This window comes from Marinobacter sp. NFXS9 (assembly GCF_040148665.1).
Classification (GTDB): domain Bacteria; phylum Pseudomonadota; class Gammaproteobacteria; order Pseudomonadales; family Oleiphilaceae; genus Marinobacter_A; species Marinobacter_A mangrovi.
The window spans coordinates 368,671-385,101 of the sequence record NZ_JAGDDW010000003.1; the positions used below are offsets into that span (position 1 = coordinate 368,671).

The 16,431-nt window shown below is 60.2% G+C and carries 14 protein-coding genes; 7 read left to right on the forward strand and 7 right to left on the reverse strand.

Annotated elements, in window-relative coordinates; genetic code table 11:
• Nucleotides 1–24 precede the first annotated feature (24 nt).
• The 5 genes from J3364_RS07700 to J3364_RS07720 form a co-directional block, all read right to left on the reverse strand.
• Nucleotides 25–5,070 carry a diguanylate cyclase gene (locus J3364_RS07700; protein WP_349557783.1) on the reverse strand — a complete coding sequence of 1,682 codons (5,046 nt, stop codon included), beginning with the start codon at nt 5,068–5,070 and terminating at the stop codon, nt 25–27.
• Between the two features lie 32 nt (nt 5,071–5,102).
• Nucleotides 5,103–5,816: a hypothetical protein gene (locus J3364_RS07705; RefSeq protein ID WP_349557784.1), complete on the reverse strand. Its 714-nt coding sequence runs from the start codon at nt 5,814–5,816 to the stop codon at nt 5,103–5,105.
• 49 nt (nt 5,817–5,865) lie between these two features.
• On the reverse strand, nt 5,866–6,678 hold the full coding sequence (locus J3364_RS07710; protein ID WP_349557785.1) for a gamma-glutamylcyclotransferase family protein: 813 nt from the start codon (nt 6,676–6,678) through the stop codon (nt 5,866–5,868).
• A gap of 117 nt (nt 6,679–6,795) precedes the next feature.
• Nucleotides 6,796–10,122: an alkaline phosphatase family protein gene (locus tag J3364_RS07715; RefSeq protein WP_349557787.1), complete on the reverse strand. Its 3,327-nt coding sequence runs from the start codon at nt 10,120–10,122 to the stop codon at nt 6,796–6,798.
• 351 nt (nt 10,123–10,473) lie between these two features.
• Complete coding sequence (locus tag J3364_RS07720) at nt 10,474–11,250, reverse strand: CLCA_X family protein (RefSeq protein WP_349557788.1); 777 nt, start codon at nt 11,248–11,250, stop codon at nt 10,474–10,476.
• Between the two features lie 244 nt (nt 11,251–11,494).
• Between J3364_RS07720 and J3364_RS07725 the strand changes: the two genes are divergently transcribed.
• From J3364_RS07725 to J3364_RS07740, 4 genes are all read left to right on the forward strand, one after another.
• Nucleotides 11,495–11,752, forward strand: a complete 258-nt coding sequence (locus J3364_RS07725) for a type II toxin-antitoxin system Phd/YefM family antitoxin (RefSeq protein WP_123632948.1) — start codon at nt 11,495–11,497, stop codon at nt 11,750–11,752.
• Nucleotides 11,740–12,042 carry a type II toxin-antitoxin system RelE/ParE family toxin gene (locus J3364_RS07730; RefSeq protein WP_123632950.1) on the forward strand — a complete coding sequence of 101 codons (303 nt, stop codon included), beginning with the start codon at nt 11,740–11,742 and terminating at the stop codon, nt 12,040–12,042. The genes J3364_RS07725 and J3364_RS07730 overlap by 13 nt, the downstream gene beginning before the upstream one ends.
• A 115-nt stretch (nt 12,043–12,157) precedes the next feature.
• Nucleotides 12,158–12,481 (forward strand): hypothetical protein, encoded by a 324-nt coding sequence (locus J3364_RS07735; RefSeq protein ID WP_349557789.1) that lies wholly within the window; start codon nt 12,158–12,160, stop codon nt 12,479–12,481.
• A gap of 47 nt (nt 12,482–12,528) precedes the next feature.
• Nucleotides 12,529–12,876 (forward strand): avidin-fold protein, encoded by a 348-nt coding sequence (locus J3364_RS07740; RefSeq protein WP_502882485.1) that lies wholly within the window; start codon nt 12,529–12,531, stop codon nt 12,874–12,876.
• Nucleotides 12,877–13,030: 154 nt separating this feature from the next.
• Here the strand turns inward: J3364_RS07740 and J3364_RS07745 are convergent, their stop codons facing one another.
• Nucleotides 13,031–13,981: a 1-phosphofructokinase family hexose kinase gene (locus J3364_RS07745; protein WP_349557791.1), complete on the reverse strand. Its 951-nt coding sequence runs from the start codon at nt 13,979–13,981 to the stop codon at nt 13,031–13,033.
• 187 nt (nt 13,982–14,168) lie between these two features.
• Here J3364_RS07745 and J3364_RS07750 point away from each other — a divergent pair, with 187 nt between their 5' ends.
• From J3364_RS07750 to J3364_RS07760, 3 genes are all read left to right on the forward strand, one after another.
• Entirely contained in the window at nt 14,169–14,534 is a 366-nt protein-coding gene (locus J3364_RS07750; protein WP_349557792.1) for a cupin domain-containing protein, read from the forward strand.
• Nucleotides 14,535–14,578: 44 nt separating this feature from the next.
• Nucleotides 14,579–15,088: a GNAT family N-acetyltransferase gene (locus tag J3364_RS07755; RefSeq protein ID WP_349557793.1), complete on the forward strand. Its 510-nt coding sequence runs from the start codon at nt 14,579–14,581 to the stop codon at nt 15,086–15,088.
• Nucleotides 15,089–15,166: 78 nt separating this feature from the next.
• Nucleotides 15,167–15,931: a carbon-nitrogen hydrolase family protein gene (locus tag J3364_RS07760; RefSeq protein ID WP_349557794.1), complete on the forward strand. Its 765-nt coding sequence runs from the start codon at nt 15,167–15,169 to the stop codon at nt 15,929–15,931.
• On the opposite strand, the gene J3364_RS07765 is transcribed toward J3364_RS07760, so the two are convergent.
• Entirely contained in the window at nt 15,920–16,402 is a 483-nt protein-coding gene (locus J3364_RS07765) for a sll1863 family stress response protein (protein WP_349557795.1), read from the reverse strand. The genes J3364_RS07760 and J3364_RS07765 overlap by 12 nt on opposite strands.
• Nucleotides 16,403–16,431: the final 29 nt, after the last annotated feature.

The window sequence follows — 16,431 nt, forward strand, 5'->3', positions numbered from 1 at the left end:
TGCGTCGCCCCCGGACGGATCGGCTCAGGAGGCGATGCTGATGCGGTTGCGGCCCTTCTGCTTGGCCTTGTAGAGCGCCTGGTCCGCCGCATACACCAACGCTTCGACGCTGCCGTTTTCCCGGGGAACCGTGGTCGCGCTGCCCACGCTGACCGTCACCCGGTCGCCAGACGGCGATTGGCTGTGCTCGATACCCAGCGCCTCAACGGCCAGACGGGCGTTTTCAGCCACCTGCGTGGCGCCGTCACGGTCCGTTTCCGGCAGGATCAGCATGAACTCCTCGCCCCCGTAGCGCACGACCATGTCACTCGACCGCCGCAATTCCCCGGTCAGCGCCGCCGCCACCTGGATCAGACAATCGTCCCCTCGCTGATGGCCGTATGCGTCATTGAAGGGTTTGAAGTAATCCACATCCAGCATGATGACGGACATCGGCTGCGGTTTGCGCCGCTGTCTTAGCCAGGTATCCCGCAGATACGCATCGCCGGAGCGCCGATTGGCGACGCCGGTCAGACCGTCCCGATCCGCCAGCCGCTGCAACTCCTCATTGAGCAGCTCCAACTCGGCGGTGCGTTCCGCCACCTTTTCCTCCAGGCGATGGGAATAATCCTGGACCTGGGCGTAAAGCCTGGCGTTTTCAATCGCCACAGAAGCCTGGGCGGCCAGTAGTTGAATCAGTTCCACCCGGGCCTCGGTGAAAACGCCGTCGGCCAGATTGTTCTCCATGTAAACCGCCGCTTCGAAACGTTCCCGCTTGATCGGCACACACAGCACGGAACGGGGTTGCAGCTTGAGCATGTAAGGGTCGTTCACGAACGAACCCTCAACGGACGCATTGTGCAAGACCATAGCCTCATCGCGCTGGAACACCTGACTGATCAGACTCATGGGCACCGGGATATCAACGCCGTGAGGATCACTCAACAGGAAAGCGGGCGGGATGTTGGGGGGCAACGGACGCTGCTCCGGCAAAATGGCTGCCTCGATGACCCATTGCCCCTCGGCACGCACAATCAGGCAGCCCCACTGACCGCCGGCATTCTGCAGCAGGATGGCGAGGGTTTTCTGGAGAAGCTGGTCCAGCACCATCTCGCCGGAAATCTCCCGGGAGGCCCGCATGACTGACGCCAGGTCCAGGTCGGACAGGTCGCTTCCCAGAGCCTTGACCGGAGCCTGTCCCAGTTCGCCCAATACCGGGAATTCCGCCTCCAGATGCGCCACCTTGCGCAGGGCACCCCAGCGGTTGTATAGACCGTAGGCGCCCCGCAGGTAGCCTTCCGCCGCCCGGCCTTTGCCCTGCGCCAGAAGATGTCGGGCGGCCCGCTCGTAGGCCGCGGCCTCGTCGCGCAGGAACCCTCCATTGCGGGCGGCATCGATGGCCGCGTCGTAATAGGCGAGTGCAGCGTCGTTTTCACCGTCCAGGCGGGCGAGTTCAGCCGTCATCAGCCATTGCAAATGACGGAAATTGGCTTCGCAGTTATCCGCCCAGCGGGTCATGCGGGCCAGATCGCGCTCGAGCCGTTCCCGGGTGGCCTGCTGATTCGCCCGATCCATTTCCGGATACCGCGTGGAAAGCGTCAGGTTGGCCACGATGTAAAACCGCACCAGCTGCGGCAGCGACATCGAGGATTTGATCAGCGCGTCCTGTTTTTCCACGAAGCTCAGCGCCCGTTCGTAATCGCCATACAGCAGGTTGATCTCGGCGCTGTAGATAGTGTGGTTGGCAATGCCCGTCAGGAACCGGCGCTCGCTCATGGCGTCCAGACACTGCTGCTCGTCGAAGTCCTCACTGCTCAGGCTGGACGGCGCCTCGGTGTCACCGAGAAAGTTGCGCTGCAGCTGCAGGAACAGCGTGCCGGAGTCCAGAGAATCCTGATAGGCGCACTCACGGACGATCTCGAGGTTGTCCTCATGCAGCTGCCGGGCGGTCTCCAGATCCATGCCCGGATCCCAGATCACACAATCCTGGGCACTGTAGGCGAGGTACAGCAGGTCACCGGACTGATAGCCGGCCTCAATCCCCTTGCGAAACCAGGGCGTGAGGGTGGCCCAGTGATTACTCCAGTGGTGGACGAACATGGCGTACACGTAGATGACCCGCGCCCTCAGACTGAGGTCGTCCAGCTTCTCGTTGATCGCCAAACCCACCTTGCCGTATTGGTAGCCAAGGGCCGGTTCGTCCTGTTCGCCACACAGCAGCATGCCGTAGGCGGCGTAGGCGAATGCGGATTCCGGACAGTTACCCCGGTGCAGCGCCAGGTTCACCGCTTTGAGCACCAGGTAACTGAACAGCGTGCTGCCGGACAGGAACGCGGCGGCGAAAATTTCCATCAACAGGCGCATGGCCGTCAGGGTGGCCGGATCATCGATAGTCGGTGCGTCGACCAGGTCGGCAATAGCCCGGCCGGCCAGGTAGTGATCCACGAGCTGGCGCTCCCGGTCGATGTCGGCCTGGCCGGGATGCTCAGTGAAATCAACACCCAGCAGCGCCAGCCCCTCAATGGCGGCCTGTATCGACGCACTCATCCGGCCCAGTGTGGCGTTCTGTCGGGTCCGCGTGGCCAGTACATCGGCGCGCTCCAGATCGGATTGCGCGTGATCCAGCAGGATGGCCAGCCAGTGATCAGCGTCGTCGGTACGCCCGGTCAGGTAGAGACACAACTGCATCTCGGTGGCCAGCGGGCCCATCAGTGACGGGTGGCGCGTCCAGGCGTCGTCCGGCAACAAGTCAGCCGCCACTTTGAGATAGCCCAGCGCGGATTCGTAGGCCGAAGCCTCGCGGGCACGACGACCCGCTCGGAGATTGAATGCCGCCAGCCGCAGGCGCTCATCGTCCGCATCGATCAGCGTTCGCCCCTGGTTGAGGTGGTTGACGATATCGATCAGTTGATCGTCGGCGGCCCGCCCTCCTCCATGGCGCAACATCAGGCGACCGATCATCAGGTGCTTGCCGGGGAGATCTTGCGGCTCGACGAGTTGGTAGGCGGCCTGCTGGACCCGGTCGTGCTGGAAACGGTAGCTGGGGTTGATCGACAGCCCTTCATCCGCCTGGCTGGCAAGCCGGTAATCGCCGTGCAGGGGCACGATCGTGTACTGCCTCAAGGCGGGCAGCAGCGCCCGGGCGGTGTCTGCCACCGAATGCTCGTAGATGGTAGCGAGTGTCTCGAGAGCAAATGTGTTGCCGATGCAGGCCGCCAGTTGCAGCGCCTGCTGGGTCTCGGCGGGCAGCTGACGCAGGCTGTCCAGCATGAACTCGACCACATCCTGGCTGGCATCCGCCCAACTGGCCCGGTCGAGTTGCCAATGCCACTGCCCGCTGGCCAGATCCGCCCAGATCGCGCCCTGGGCGTGCAGCTCGCGCAACAACTCGTTGGTGAAGAAGGGGTTGCCCAACGCCCGGTGATAGAGCATGTCGCTCAGGTCCTGACTGGCGCTGACGTCGCACCGCAGGGTCGCCGCCACCAACTGCTCCACCGAGGACTTGTCCAGCGGACCGACCGGGATCTGATGGATGCGCTGGTGGCTGTCCAGCTCGTCCAGCAGCCCTCGCAACGGATGCCCTGGCCCCACTTCGTTGCTGCGATAGGCCCCGATCAGAAGCAGGTGGCTCTGATCCTTGGCGGTGACGATCCGGCGCAGCAGCTCAAGCGTGGGTGTATCGCTCCACTGCAGATCGTCGAGAAACAGCACGACCGGATGCCCGCGCCCGGCAAATACACGCAGAAACGCACTCAACACCAGCTGCAACCGGTTGCGGCTTTTCGCCGGTGGCAATTTGACTACCGGCGGCTGTTCGCCAATGATCAGCGTCAGCTCGGGAACCAGGTCGATCACCAGGGCACCGTTCGGTCCGAGCGCCTCAACCAGCCGTGCGCGCCACTCGGCCAGTTTTTCCTCCGGCTCCAGCAACACCTGCTGAACCAGGGCCCGAAAGGTGGCGGCCAGGGCCGAGTAGGCTTCGCCGTGCTGGAACTGATCAAACTTGCTTTGCACCAGAAAGCCCCGTTCTCGAATCTGGTAGCGATCGAGTTCATTCACCAGGGCAGACTTACCAACACCCGAATAGCCATGAACCAGGCAGAAACGGGTATGACCGTTCACCACCTGCTCGAACAGATCCAGCAGCGCATGCAGCTCCTGATCCCGGCCATACAGGGCCTGGTGAACCAGGAATTTCTGCCGATGGTCCTGTTCTCCCAGGGTAAAGGTCGCGGGCGATTCGCCCTGGCGGATCGCAGTGACGCAGCGAGAGAGGTCGTGCAACAGACCATGGCTACTCTGGTAGCGCTCTTCCGGTGATTTGGATAGCAGCTTCAGGATGATGGCGGCCAACGGCTCGGGTAGGTCCGGCCGTAACTCTATGGGGGATGGCGGCAGACGGCTGATATGGCCATGCACCCATTCCAGGGTGTTATCGGCGGTAAAGGGCGTCTCGCCAGTCAGCAACTCGAACAGCAGGACCCCAAGGGAATAGTAATCGGAGCGGTAATCCAGGCTCCGGTTCATGCGCCCGGTCTGCTCCGGTGACATGTAGGGCAACAGCCCCTCCAGCTGGCTGAACAGATCGGTGGTCTGCTGCTCCTGCCCCAGCTCCGAGGCGACGCCAAAGCCGATGAGTGCGAGCACGTCGCGACGCGTATCGACCAGGACGTTGTTGGGAGACAGCGCCTTATGCACCATATCCTGCCCGTGGATATCGCCCAGGATACGGGCCAGCTTCTGGGCGATTTCGAGCACCTCACCCACAGGCAGGCGCCGGTCGTCACGCCGAGCCAGTATCGAGGCCAAGGAGCGATCGTAGGGATCCGAAACGAGCGCCAGGTTGCCGCTGCCATAGGGCAGCACCTCGTTGATGTTGCGCACACCGCCCACCCCGGCCAACCGGGTGGCGATGCGGGCTTCATAGTGAAGCGCGGCCACCTGCTTTCGGTCCGGGTAGTCGGTGTCCAGCGTCTCGATGGTGACGTCCACCCCGTCCGACAACCGCTGCGCGCCAAAGGCGACTCTCCCCGAGTGGCGCCACAGGCATGAGAGGGTTCGATATCCGGGCAGTTGCAGATGGCTCAGCATCGGGGACGTCTCGCTCTCGATGAGGGGCTGGCTCAACCCGGAAACAGACGGTCGAACGTCGCGCTGAACGATTCCCGGGCCGTGTCAAACAGCGGTTCGCCGTGGCCACACAGGGCGTGTCGGAAACTGAGCGTCTGCAGGCGCTGGAAATCCCGGGCTTCCGGTTCGGCGGCCTGCATCCAGACCGGGCCGACGTTAGCCGGTGTGAAAAAGCCCATGCCTTCCATCCGCTCGCGGGACGCATCGCAGAAGTGCTCATCCGGCCCCAACCAGTTTTGCAGGGCATCGCAGGCAATCAGGATCCCGCCGTCGCGGTCCAGGTGGATGATGCCCTCGGGAACGTTGGAGGTTTCGAACCGGAACAAGGAGGCATCGCTGATCGGCATCGGCGCGGACTCACTCAGGGTCTGCGTGGCGTCGTCGTTATTCGTCTCCAGGCCCGGCATCACCCAGTAGCGGGCGTTGTAGCGATCCACATAGAAGGCATCGTCCCGCCCATGCAATGCACCGAGGCGAATGACATCGGTGACCTGGCCCAGCTGATCGAGTTCGGCAAGACCGGCGTCATCCAGTCGCACGGTGTTGATCAGGATCAGGCGCTCACCATCCCGGACGATGGTCATGTTGCGGCTGAACTGCCAGTCCAGGTCCATCAGTACGGTTTCCATGGCACCGCTAACGACAAACACGTCGGTAAAAGCCGCTTGGATAGCGCTGTGAGCCAAGGCACTCGGGAAAGACGACATGCAGATTCCTCGGTCTAGTTGATCGTCGTTCGATCGGGTTGATAGCGGTTCAGTCCTGTCGATAGTCATAGCGACCGACGTAGCGATACTCTCGAGCGTATTCGTTCAGATAGGCATTGAGGTATTGCCTCTGGACCGGATTCAGATGGCCATTGCGAATGTCTTCCATCGTTTCTTCAGCCCGGCTGCTGTCCAGCCGTTTGAGGTGGAACAGCGTCATGTCCCGCCCCCCGAAAAAGCCCTTCAGAAACTCATGCTGGGGCCGGGCTTCGGTCATATCGAACACCGCACCATACAGCGCCGTGTAGAGCGGCCGTGCGGCCAGCGTATCCCGGGTAAAGGTCGGATACGAGCCCGGCGGTGGCGTGAATTCGGGATAGTCATCCACCACATGAGTCGGCTGACGGGCCAGCGCCCGGATGTACGCGTCGTCCAACTCCGCCTGGCGGGCGCCGTCCAGCACGATATTCAGGTAGCGGCGACTGGGCCGGCAGCGGTCGTCGATAAACTCCGGGGTTCCCACATACGTCAGCGCCGCCACCGCACGGCCGCTGTCGTCTGCCGGCTGCTGAGGCTTGACGGCCACCTCGATCCGGTCGTAGCCATAACCACAAGCCTCGGCCGCATCCAGCAGGTCCAACGCGTCATCCGGACATTCATGAAGCACGCCAAGCACGCGATCGCCCGGATGGCCGGTTCGCTCGATATTGCCGACACCACCCTCGTGGCGAAAAAAGTGCCGTACGTTGAAGCGCAAACGCCAGCCGGACAATTCGGCCCGTCTCGATGACAGCGGCTCCACGCCTTTGGCCTTCAGCGAGAGCCTGCTCATGTTGGAACCGAAGCCAAAGTAATGAAACATAAAAACGGGCGACTATCCGTTTGCGATCAAAGCCATCATCGGGATCGTTTGAAAGTGCAAAGATTACCCTCACGATTGACTGTTATCCATACACAATAGGTCCGGGAACACGACGGTTCACGCATTCCTGGGAAAATTCTTGTCAAATGGCACCGAGAGTGTGGGCGCTGTTTCCCTGGGCTGGCTCCGGGTGAACACCGATTCGAAGGTTGGTGCGTTCCGGATGCGATCACCCAGGCCCCAGGTTTGCGGCGCAATGCCGAACCAGTTGAGCAGGGTCGCGGCGAAGGACGTCGAGTCGAAGCCCTCCCCGTTCGGGCTGCGCAGAACCGTCTGCGACTGAATCCAGGGAGACGCGAAGATCGCCGGCACCCGCGGGCCCATCAGGTCGAATTCAAAGCCGTCCGCCCGGTCGTTGGGCCACGGCTTATGGGCATAGGGCGGCGCCAGGTGATCGAACAAGCCACCGTTCTTGTCGAAGGTCACGACCAGCAGGGTTTTCGACCACACCTCCGGACGACTGCGCAGGGCCTCATAGATCTGGTTGAGCGCCCGCTCTCCGGGAACCACCGAGTCAATCCCGCTCGATGACGATCCCGGGTGATAGGAGGTGCATTCCTCCCCAACCCAGGCCGGCTCCAGGTAGCTGAAGCGAGGCAGGTTGTCGTCCTTCACGTCATCGAAGAACTGTTGGAGCGGTGCGATCCAGCGCGAGCTGGGCAGATTGCTTCCACCTTTTGCCTCCAGGACCGCTTTGGCCCAGGCGGCATCCACCTCGGGAATCTGGCCCTTGAGGTAGAGTTGATAGGTGAAGACCGCCTGGTCCCAGAGAATGCTGTAGTAGATCTTCCAATCCTGGTGGCCGTGGCTCCACAGGGTTTTCCAGAGCGACTGGCGGTGTGCCTCGTCGGGCCAGTCCTCATAGGCTTTACCCCCTTCCCAGGAACCCAGGCGGTTGTAGGCGGAACCGCTGACCGAGAACCCTCGGTTGACGTCGGTACCGCCGGGAATGGAACTGAACCAGTCGTCGCTCACGGCAAACGCCTTGGCCAGGCCATTGAGCACCGAGAGTTGATGCGGCGTGAAGCTGGACAACACCGCGGCGCTGTCCTGGTTCCAGGCAAATCCGTCCATGGTCGGCGTCTCACGCTTCGAGTAGCCCTCGTAGCCATGGAACATCTGCATCAGCCCGTCGCTGTTATCGTGCCAGGGGTCCTGGGCCGGACCGCCGAGCACAAACTGGTCGCTCAGTTCGCCGTTCTGGTACTGACTGACAAACGCCGGCTCCCCGTTCGGCATCGGGTTGCTCATGGACATATCCAGCCCGCGGAAGCCTTCGGCGTCGGGGCCGACCCAGTTCAAGCCATCCTTTCGGCTACGCTCATACAGCCAGCCCAGCACGTTGTCGAAGGAACGGCTCTCCAGCATGTAGTAAACGACGTGTTCTATCTCCTGGCGCATGAACTCGATGGTGCCGGGGGTTTTCTGCCGGACGGCATCGACCGGCTGGCTGGGCAACGCGCCGAACAGGGTCGACTGGCCGTCAAAGCCAGGCGGCAAGGCAGCGGTATTGACCGGCTCGTTCCCTAATGGGTTCTCGCGGCGGGCATCAAAGCGCCAGATGCGACATCCGGCGGCCAGGTCGTCGGGCTTCCAGGTGACCACGTTTTCCCCAACAACGGCCATGGCATCGCGATCGTCAATCGCCGTCCAGGTGCCAGCCTGCACCGTGGGCAACGCCAGAGGCGGGTTGGACTGCGGGTCGAAGCTCCAGACCCGGTAGTCGGCTCCCTTGCGATCCAGCATGGTGTTGCCGATGGGATAGAGCTCCCGATCCGCCGCGATGTCGCGGAAACCGCCGCTCTTGAACTCCCCCGCGGACAGGCAGTCGTATTCCGCCTGGGGGTCAAAGTGCCAAAGTTGGTAGGTCCGCCGCCCGGCCGCGGGGATGATGCTCAGCACGTAACCCGGCAACCCAATCAGTTCGATCTGTTCAAACGAGGCGCCGAAATTCGGGCGGTAGTCGCCGAAGAACTTTTCACGGTCCCAGGTACCATAGGCCAGCGTTTTTTCCGCCAGCGGGTTGCCGCTGTCCCGGTCGTACTTCAGCAGGCGGTAATGGATGGCGTCGTCATCCGCTGATGGGGGCGTCCAGGCCAGCAGATAGCCCCCAACCTGCGTCAGCCGGTCGCGGGCCGGGAAGCGGGCATGATCGGCCATGGCGATGTGACTGAAGGGTTGATCGGCGCCGGGTTCGAAGGCGTAGGCGGCGTAGCGATCCGCATCGGCCTGGCGCTGCAGGACGAACGCCGTGGCCCTGGACTGCGCCTCGGTCGGGGTGAAGCTGTTGTTGTCGTATCCGAACGCCTGGTTCTGCTCTTTCATGATCGCCAGGATGGCATCGGCCTTGTCCTTTTTGACCGTACCGGCGCTCGCATCCCAACCCCACCTTTCTGCGAAGCCGGCCAACACCCGGTGCGGATCGTGATCGGGGTGTTCGGCCATGTGGGCCTGCCAGCCAGCGGCGATCAAATCCTGGCACATAACGGTGATCGGGGGCGGATAGTCGCCATTGGGCTTGAAGGCGTCACTGAGCGGCAGGTCCGTATCGTAGAGGTACTCGCTGGGGTGATTGGCGCACAGTACCCAGGTTTTCGCCGCGGGCTGGCCCTCCTCCGTCGTCAGAATCGACAGCTCGACAATGTCCAGCACGGCAGGCGTCTGCTCGAGATGAAACGCCTGCGTCAGCCAGCTGTGGACGGGCTCACCATAGGCGACCACGGGCTGTGTCCACGCCTTGTCCGTCTCGCTCAGTGGGCGCAGGAAGTTACGCAACTGCGCCTTGGCGTAGGGAATAAAGTCTTCGTTGTAGTCCTCCAGTTCCGCGCCTGCGCCGCCGGGAGCGGCGACCGGCGCCACATCCACAATGCGTTCGACCTGGTGGTTATGGGCACCGTTAAACCCGTTTTGCGCCAGCAGACATTCCCAACGTCGGTTGGTGGGGGAATACAGGTAATCGCGGTAGGTAAACGTCTCCAGTGGTGGAAAGTGCAGCAGCTGGACCGACTTCACGTTCGCCATGGCCAGCCCGAACGGCAGCAGAAATTCCCAGCCTTCACGTGCCGAACAGGGAATATTCCCGTAGTAGCTGGCCTGTGCCTCCCGGCCTGCCGCAATGTAGGTCGGCACCAGCGTTTCGTAGGGGGTCATGTCATCGCAGGGACTGGTCATCTTCAGCCGGTATTCGCCGTTCCCGTTGCGGTACGCCTGGGCCCAGGAACCGAAATAGCCGTCGCGTTGCAGGGTCTGGCTGAAAACAAAGGTGATCGCATCTTCCAGTGAGGGGCCGTCATCACCGAACTGAAACAGACCTTCGATCTCATGGTCGTAACCCAACCCGATATCGACACTGGTACGCCTGACTTCCGTTTCTTGATTCAGCAAAACCGACTCCTCGATTGCGATACTGTCTACTCAGATTGCGATACACGACGGCACGTCGCGGCTGATGGGGCCTGGGGGCTCCCACTATCCAGTCTGCGGCCTGAAGCCTTGCCGTTAGTATCGGGCCCTCACAAGTAAAAGCCCGGCTCCCGGTATGGGCTGGATGCCCCCGGTCTGGGGTTGGCTCGCATGGGCTGGCTGTTCACACAGGTCATAATCTGGCGCGACATAAAACAACACGCCGGCTGGTCCGCCGCAGAGCGGAACTGGATAAAGCGTAGAAGGCGTTGCCATAGGCCGCCAGTATGAGGCGTCGGGATTCAATGGGATTCTGTTTTAAGCCCGTAACGATCAAGACGCTTCAGCGCGCTGCAACGCCTTCCCCAATGTGGCAAAGTAGGTCGCAAACGCGCGGTTCATACGTGCCCGCTCTTCATCTCGCGGATACTGGCCCATTTTCGCCTCGTCCGTTTCACGCGTACCGCGGACCAGAAACGCATTCTTGCAGTCGGCGTCCTGCACAAAGGCCTCGAACGCGCGGGCACACAGCTCTTCCGGCAGGCTGAAATACAGCGTGCCCGCCGCCTTGTCCGCCTTCACCGACTGCCGGAACAGATCGCTGGGCGCCTCCCCGCTCTCGTCCAGCATCACCGCCGCAAAGCAAGCCTGAAGGCGCTGGTTCAGGGGATGCTCATCGCCCTTCTCCTTGCCCAGCCATCGTTTGGATGCAAACGCCCCCGGCGGACTGCCGACATAAAGCTTGTCGCAGATGTAGTGATCGAACGCGTGGAACCACTCATGGGCAATGCTCCCGGGCCCGGCATTCTTGGCCAACGAAAAGCTCCGCGTTGCCGGCGTGTAGTGGGCCGACACGCCCCGCTGTCCGCCGATGCCGTACTGCAGCCCCAGCGTCCCCCGCAGGGAAATCAGCGACTCCGTCCCACCCAGAATCGTCATCAGATCACAGAGCGCGTCATAGAACAGCCCGGCGCTACGCGCCTTCTCCGGCTCCGTCACCCACCGCCCGATCTCCACCGAGCGGAACTGGAAGCGACGACGCACATCGAGGAAAGACACGGCAGAGCCGGAACGATGATCCGGGCCGCGGCGGTAGAAGGTTCGGGGCATAGACAGGGACTTCGTGAATACTGTTTAAATATACAGCTATATTGAAATCACGAAAGGAAGAAGTCAAACGATGGCATGACAGAGCAACCGACTGGACGCTAAGAGTCTGTTTAAAAATGAAAAAAACGAATCATGACGGCCCAAGAGGCGATCTTGGTCGGGTTAGGATGCAGGCTCGCAATATCCGCCTGGAGCTTAATAGTGATACTATAGTATCACTATAATTCTGGTTCAGGGTGAACCCATGAAAGTTGAGCTTGTTACCAATTTAAAGCGCCAGGCAACGAAGATTCTGGCCGACCTGCATTTGACCAAGGAGCCGATACTGATCACGGAACATGGTCAGCCATCCGCCTACCTTGTCGATGTTCAGGATTACGAGTTCATGCAGCGTCGACTTGAGTTGCTTGAGGGGCTCTCACGGGGAGAGCGTGCTGTACTTGAGGGACGAACGTACAGCCAAAGCGAAGCCAGGGAGAAAATGAGTAAATGGCTGAAGTAGTCTGGACGGAACCAGCCCTTCAAGAGTTGGACTCAATCGCCGAATACATTGCTCTGGATAAGCCTGCTGCCGCAGGCCATCTGGTCAAGGACGTTTTCGATAAGACCGAGCGTTTGGAAGATTTCCCCCAATCCGGACGGATTCCTCCAGAGCTCCCTAATTCAGTATACCGGGAGTTAGTGGTTCCACCCTGTCGTATTTTTTATCGTGAGGATGGGAATCGCGTTCTGATTCTCTATGTCATGCGAGAGGAGCGGCAGCTTCGCGCGTATATGCTTGGCAATAGCTAACCAGGGGCCCATCACGCGGGAGCATGTATCTCGGCTTCGATCAGTTGTGAATTCGGAACCGGACGCCACTGGGATGGTACCGGTTTAATCAGCAGTCAATCCAAGGAGAGGATGTGTGGGTTTAATCCTGAAGTTAGCCATTTTGATTTTCTGTATTCGGCACGTCATGAACACTGGACGGCCAGGGCAAACAACAGCCATCTATGCAGGCTCATTCCTGGTCGTTGGTTTGGTCGTGGCCTTAATCCACCATTTCACAGCGATCGTCGGAATGGGCCTTGCCATCACACTCATCTACGACCTTGTCACCGGGTTCATATTCTTCTGGCTCATTGATCGTTACCACGACAACCTGCTCGCGTTTTACGCCATCATCGTTCTCGGTATCGCTGCGAGTGTCGCCATCAAATTCATGGTGGCTTTCGCGTTACTCCCGTAAACGACGCATTAGAAATGCTTCCAACAGCTCGGGCGCAAGGAATGGATGTGAATTACGACCATCGCATTTTTCGAGGCAGGACGAATTCCGACAATGGTGAAGTCGGAGGTCAAACCACGTTTCATTATCGGCAAAGTGAAGACCGGGTTTGGGCAACGTATAGCGGCGGCGACATAGTCAGCGGGCACCTACAGGGAAAGGTCTGTGCCGACGGTAACCTGGAGTTTGTTTACCACCATGAAAATGTCGACGGCGAACTGATGGCCGGCCAATGCTTCTCAACGCCAAGCCAGGACACTGCCGATTGTCTCGTGCTTAAAGAACATTGGCAGTGGCTTACCGGAGATCGGACATCTGGGTATTCCGAAGTTGAGGAGATCACCGGCCATGCCTGAGAACTGCAAATTCAGGTGCAACCTTTTTCCCCCAAGGGTGAAGAGGCGTGGTGGCGGATCCGCCGCAGCGGCATTGAGGGGATAACCCCATGGTTTCCGGTGGAGCCCGTTACCAGAAACTGATCGCGCTGGCGATTATCGCCCTTTCTTACTGTCAGAGTGATGTCAGCCGTATCTCTCCACGCAGCCATTCGACCGTTGCCCGATCGCACAACTCCGTTCCCGGCTGCATCACCGTCGCGACGCTGCAGGCAATGCCTTCGCGTAGCGCGTCCTCATCCGATGCGTCCTGAGCCAGCATCGCCACCAGACCAGCCACCATCGAATCTCCGGCACCTACCGTGGAGACCACCGGGACGGCAGGGGCCTCCCCTTTCAGGACTTCTGACGGCGTTACCAGCACAGCGCCATCCGCGCCCATGGACACACAAACCCGGCTCACTCCCTGCTCCTGTAACCGGTGTGCTTCCCGAACGATGGCGTTCAGGTCCTTCAATGGTTGACCCACCAGGGTTTCCAGTTCGAAACGGTTGGGCTTGATCAGGAAAGGCTGGGCGCCGATGGCGTGCCTCAGTTGCTCATCATGGCAATCGACGATGGCGCGCCCACCACCGGCTTGCACCCGGCGTACCGCATCGGCATACAGATCGTCCGGCAGGCTGCGCTGCAATGACCCGGTGATCACGCCCAGCCCCTTTCCGCAGTGGGTGACGAACTGTTCGAGCAGATGCGTCCATTGCGCCGCCGACACCGCCGGACCCACACCGCTGACTTCAAACTGGGCTCCGGTGAGGCTTTCGATGATGGTACCGTTGATCCGGGTTTCGCCCTCAACCTCAAGATAGCAGGCCTGATCCAGTTGCGTATCGAGCTGGTGGCGCAGGAACCGGCCGATCTCACCGGCGACCGCACAGAAGGTGCAGGCCTGCACACCGAGACGCTTCAGGGCCCGTCCCACGTTGACGCCGTTACCTCCGGGATCGTAACGGCTGTTGGACGCATGCACCTTCTGATCCGCTATCAGCCGGGGAATCTCGTAGGTGATGTCCACCGCGGGATTCAGGCTCAGTACGGCCACGGGCCTTTGCTTGCTTGCGTCGACCATGAGGCGCTCCCGGGTGACGGCAGTCTGCCAACGCGGATCAATAGGCGGATAACAACATTTTAAAACCACTGATGGTCGGCCACCAGCAAAACGGGGTAACCGCGGGTCGCGTCATTATGCGATCATGGCCTTGATTCACACGGGCCGGCTCTCCACGGCTCGCCCCCTCTGCAACCGGAGACCCGTCATGACCGATAACGTCATCAACCTGGCCGAAAAATTCAGCAAATTCGCAGAGCACTGGTCTCCCCGGGTCATTTCGGAAATGAACGATTACCAGTTCAAAGTCGCCAAGTTCCAGGGAGAATTCGTTTGGCACGACCACCAAGAGACCGATGAGGTATTCCTGGTGATCCATGGCTCAATGGGCATCGAGATGCGGGACCGGACGGTTCACCTTTCCGAGGGGGAGATGTTCGTGGTTCCGAAAGGAACGGAACACAAGCCGTTTGCGGAGAACGAGTGCCACGTGTTGCTGATCGAACCCAGAGGTGTGGTGAACACCGGTGAAACGGGGGGCGAGTTGCAGGCTGACAATGATGTCTGGATTTAGCCACGGCTTGAATACCCGCAGGGAAACATCAGGATAAAACGGACATGGAAATACAGGCCGCCACTCTCGACGATTGTCCAACCATCGCTGAGCTGCAGGTCCAGGTATGGCGGCATGCCTACCGGGGCATCCTGCCAGAGCGCTATCTTGCCTCACTGTCCGTGCCAAAACGTGAAACCATGTGGCGCCATGTTGTCGAACAACAGCAAGCCCAATTATTGGTGGCCTGCATTGCCGGGAAGGTTTCGGGTTTTATCGTCTTCGGTCCCGCGCGTGATGCGGATGCTCCTGCCAGCCGGGCAGAAATCTGGGCCATCTACGTGCAAGCGACGTCATGGTCCGGTGGCGTGGGTCGCCGGCTTTGGCTGCAAGCACGACAGGACATCGCGGCCGAAGGATACGAGTCAATCAGTTTGTGGGTGCTGGCTAAAAACGCGAGGGCGATACGCTTCTATGAGCACGCCGGCTTTGACGTTCATTCGGAGTCCCGGAAATGGATTGATATCGGCGGCGCCACGGTTGAGGAGCGTCGCTGTCTTTATCCCGTCAGCTAAAAACTCGAGCCAGAATGCCGCCTTGGCCCTTGATGACAGCTAATGCGGTCTTCCAAGTATCAGCACAAGGATAGCACCGTGCAGGAATTCAAGATTGCCGTCGCCCAGATCCCGTCCGCCAAAGGGCACATTGAGCAGAATATTCAGACCCATATCGAAGCCGTTGAGTGCGCCAGTGCCCACGCCGTCTCCATGATCGTTTTCCCGGAGCTTTCCCTCACCGGTTACGAGCCCCAGCTGGCCGACAGATTGGCAATAACGGTAGGTGATGCAAGACTGCAGCCGTTTCGTGATCTGGCCATCCAGCACCGTCTCTGCGTGGTTATCGGCGCCCCTCTGAAAACCGACGATCGGCCTGAAATTGGAGCCATCATCTTTTACCCCAATGGAAAAACAGACAGCTATGCAAAGATGCACCTTCATCCCGGCGAGGAATTCTATTTCAGGCCTGGAAATGCACTCAAACTACTGGACATTCAAAACCAGAGCGTCGCGTTAGCGATTTGTGCTGACACCAACTCACCGTTGCATGCCCGTGCGTGCGCCGACAAAGGTGCCTCAGTCTATGTTGCCGGCGCTTTAATCGGCGGCGATGGCTACGTGGCGGATACCGAAAAACTCTCCAGCTATGCCAGGGAGCACAAGATGCTCGTAACCATGGCTAACCATAACCAACCAACGGGCAACTGGAAGCCAGTTGGCAAAAGCGCTGCCTGGGACCACGGCGGCTGCCTTGCCGTTGCCAGCGAGAGCGCCAAAGCTCTGGTGATTTCGCAGCAGATCGATGGCCATTGGCGGTCTGAGGTTGTGGCGTTGTCATCAGGCGCCAGATTAATTTCCTGATGACATCGACTCCTCGGTGTCCTTCCAGGCATCGGAGAGATTGTCATAGGCTCGGGTGAAGCCGTCTTTCACATCCTCCCATGCGTTGGCTGAACTGCCCTTGAGGCGCTCGTACCAGTCCCCGACCTTTTCACGCTGGGCGCGTAGGGCGTCCAGGCTTTGCTGGGTTTTCTCGCGGCTGGCTTCACTCATGTCGTCCCAGTTCTCGTCCAGGCGCTTTTCCAGCACGTCGATGCGCTGATCGAGCTCGTCCAGCGATTCCTTGATCGATGCGGCAGCTTCGTCCCGTTGCTCGGCAGAGTAGTTGCCCAGCTTGTCGATCAGGTTCTCGGTGTCGTGTTTCAGCTCTTCCATGGTGGGTGGCTGCTGGGCCTCATCGGCGCTTGCTGCCACGGGTACGAAGCCCAATAAGGCAACCAGCATCAGGTGCCGCAAACGGGTCGTTTTGGAAGTCGTGCGTGCGATCGTCATTAATGTCTCCGTGTCGATATACCAGTTAT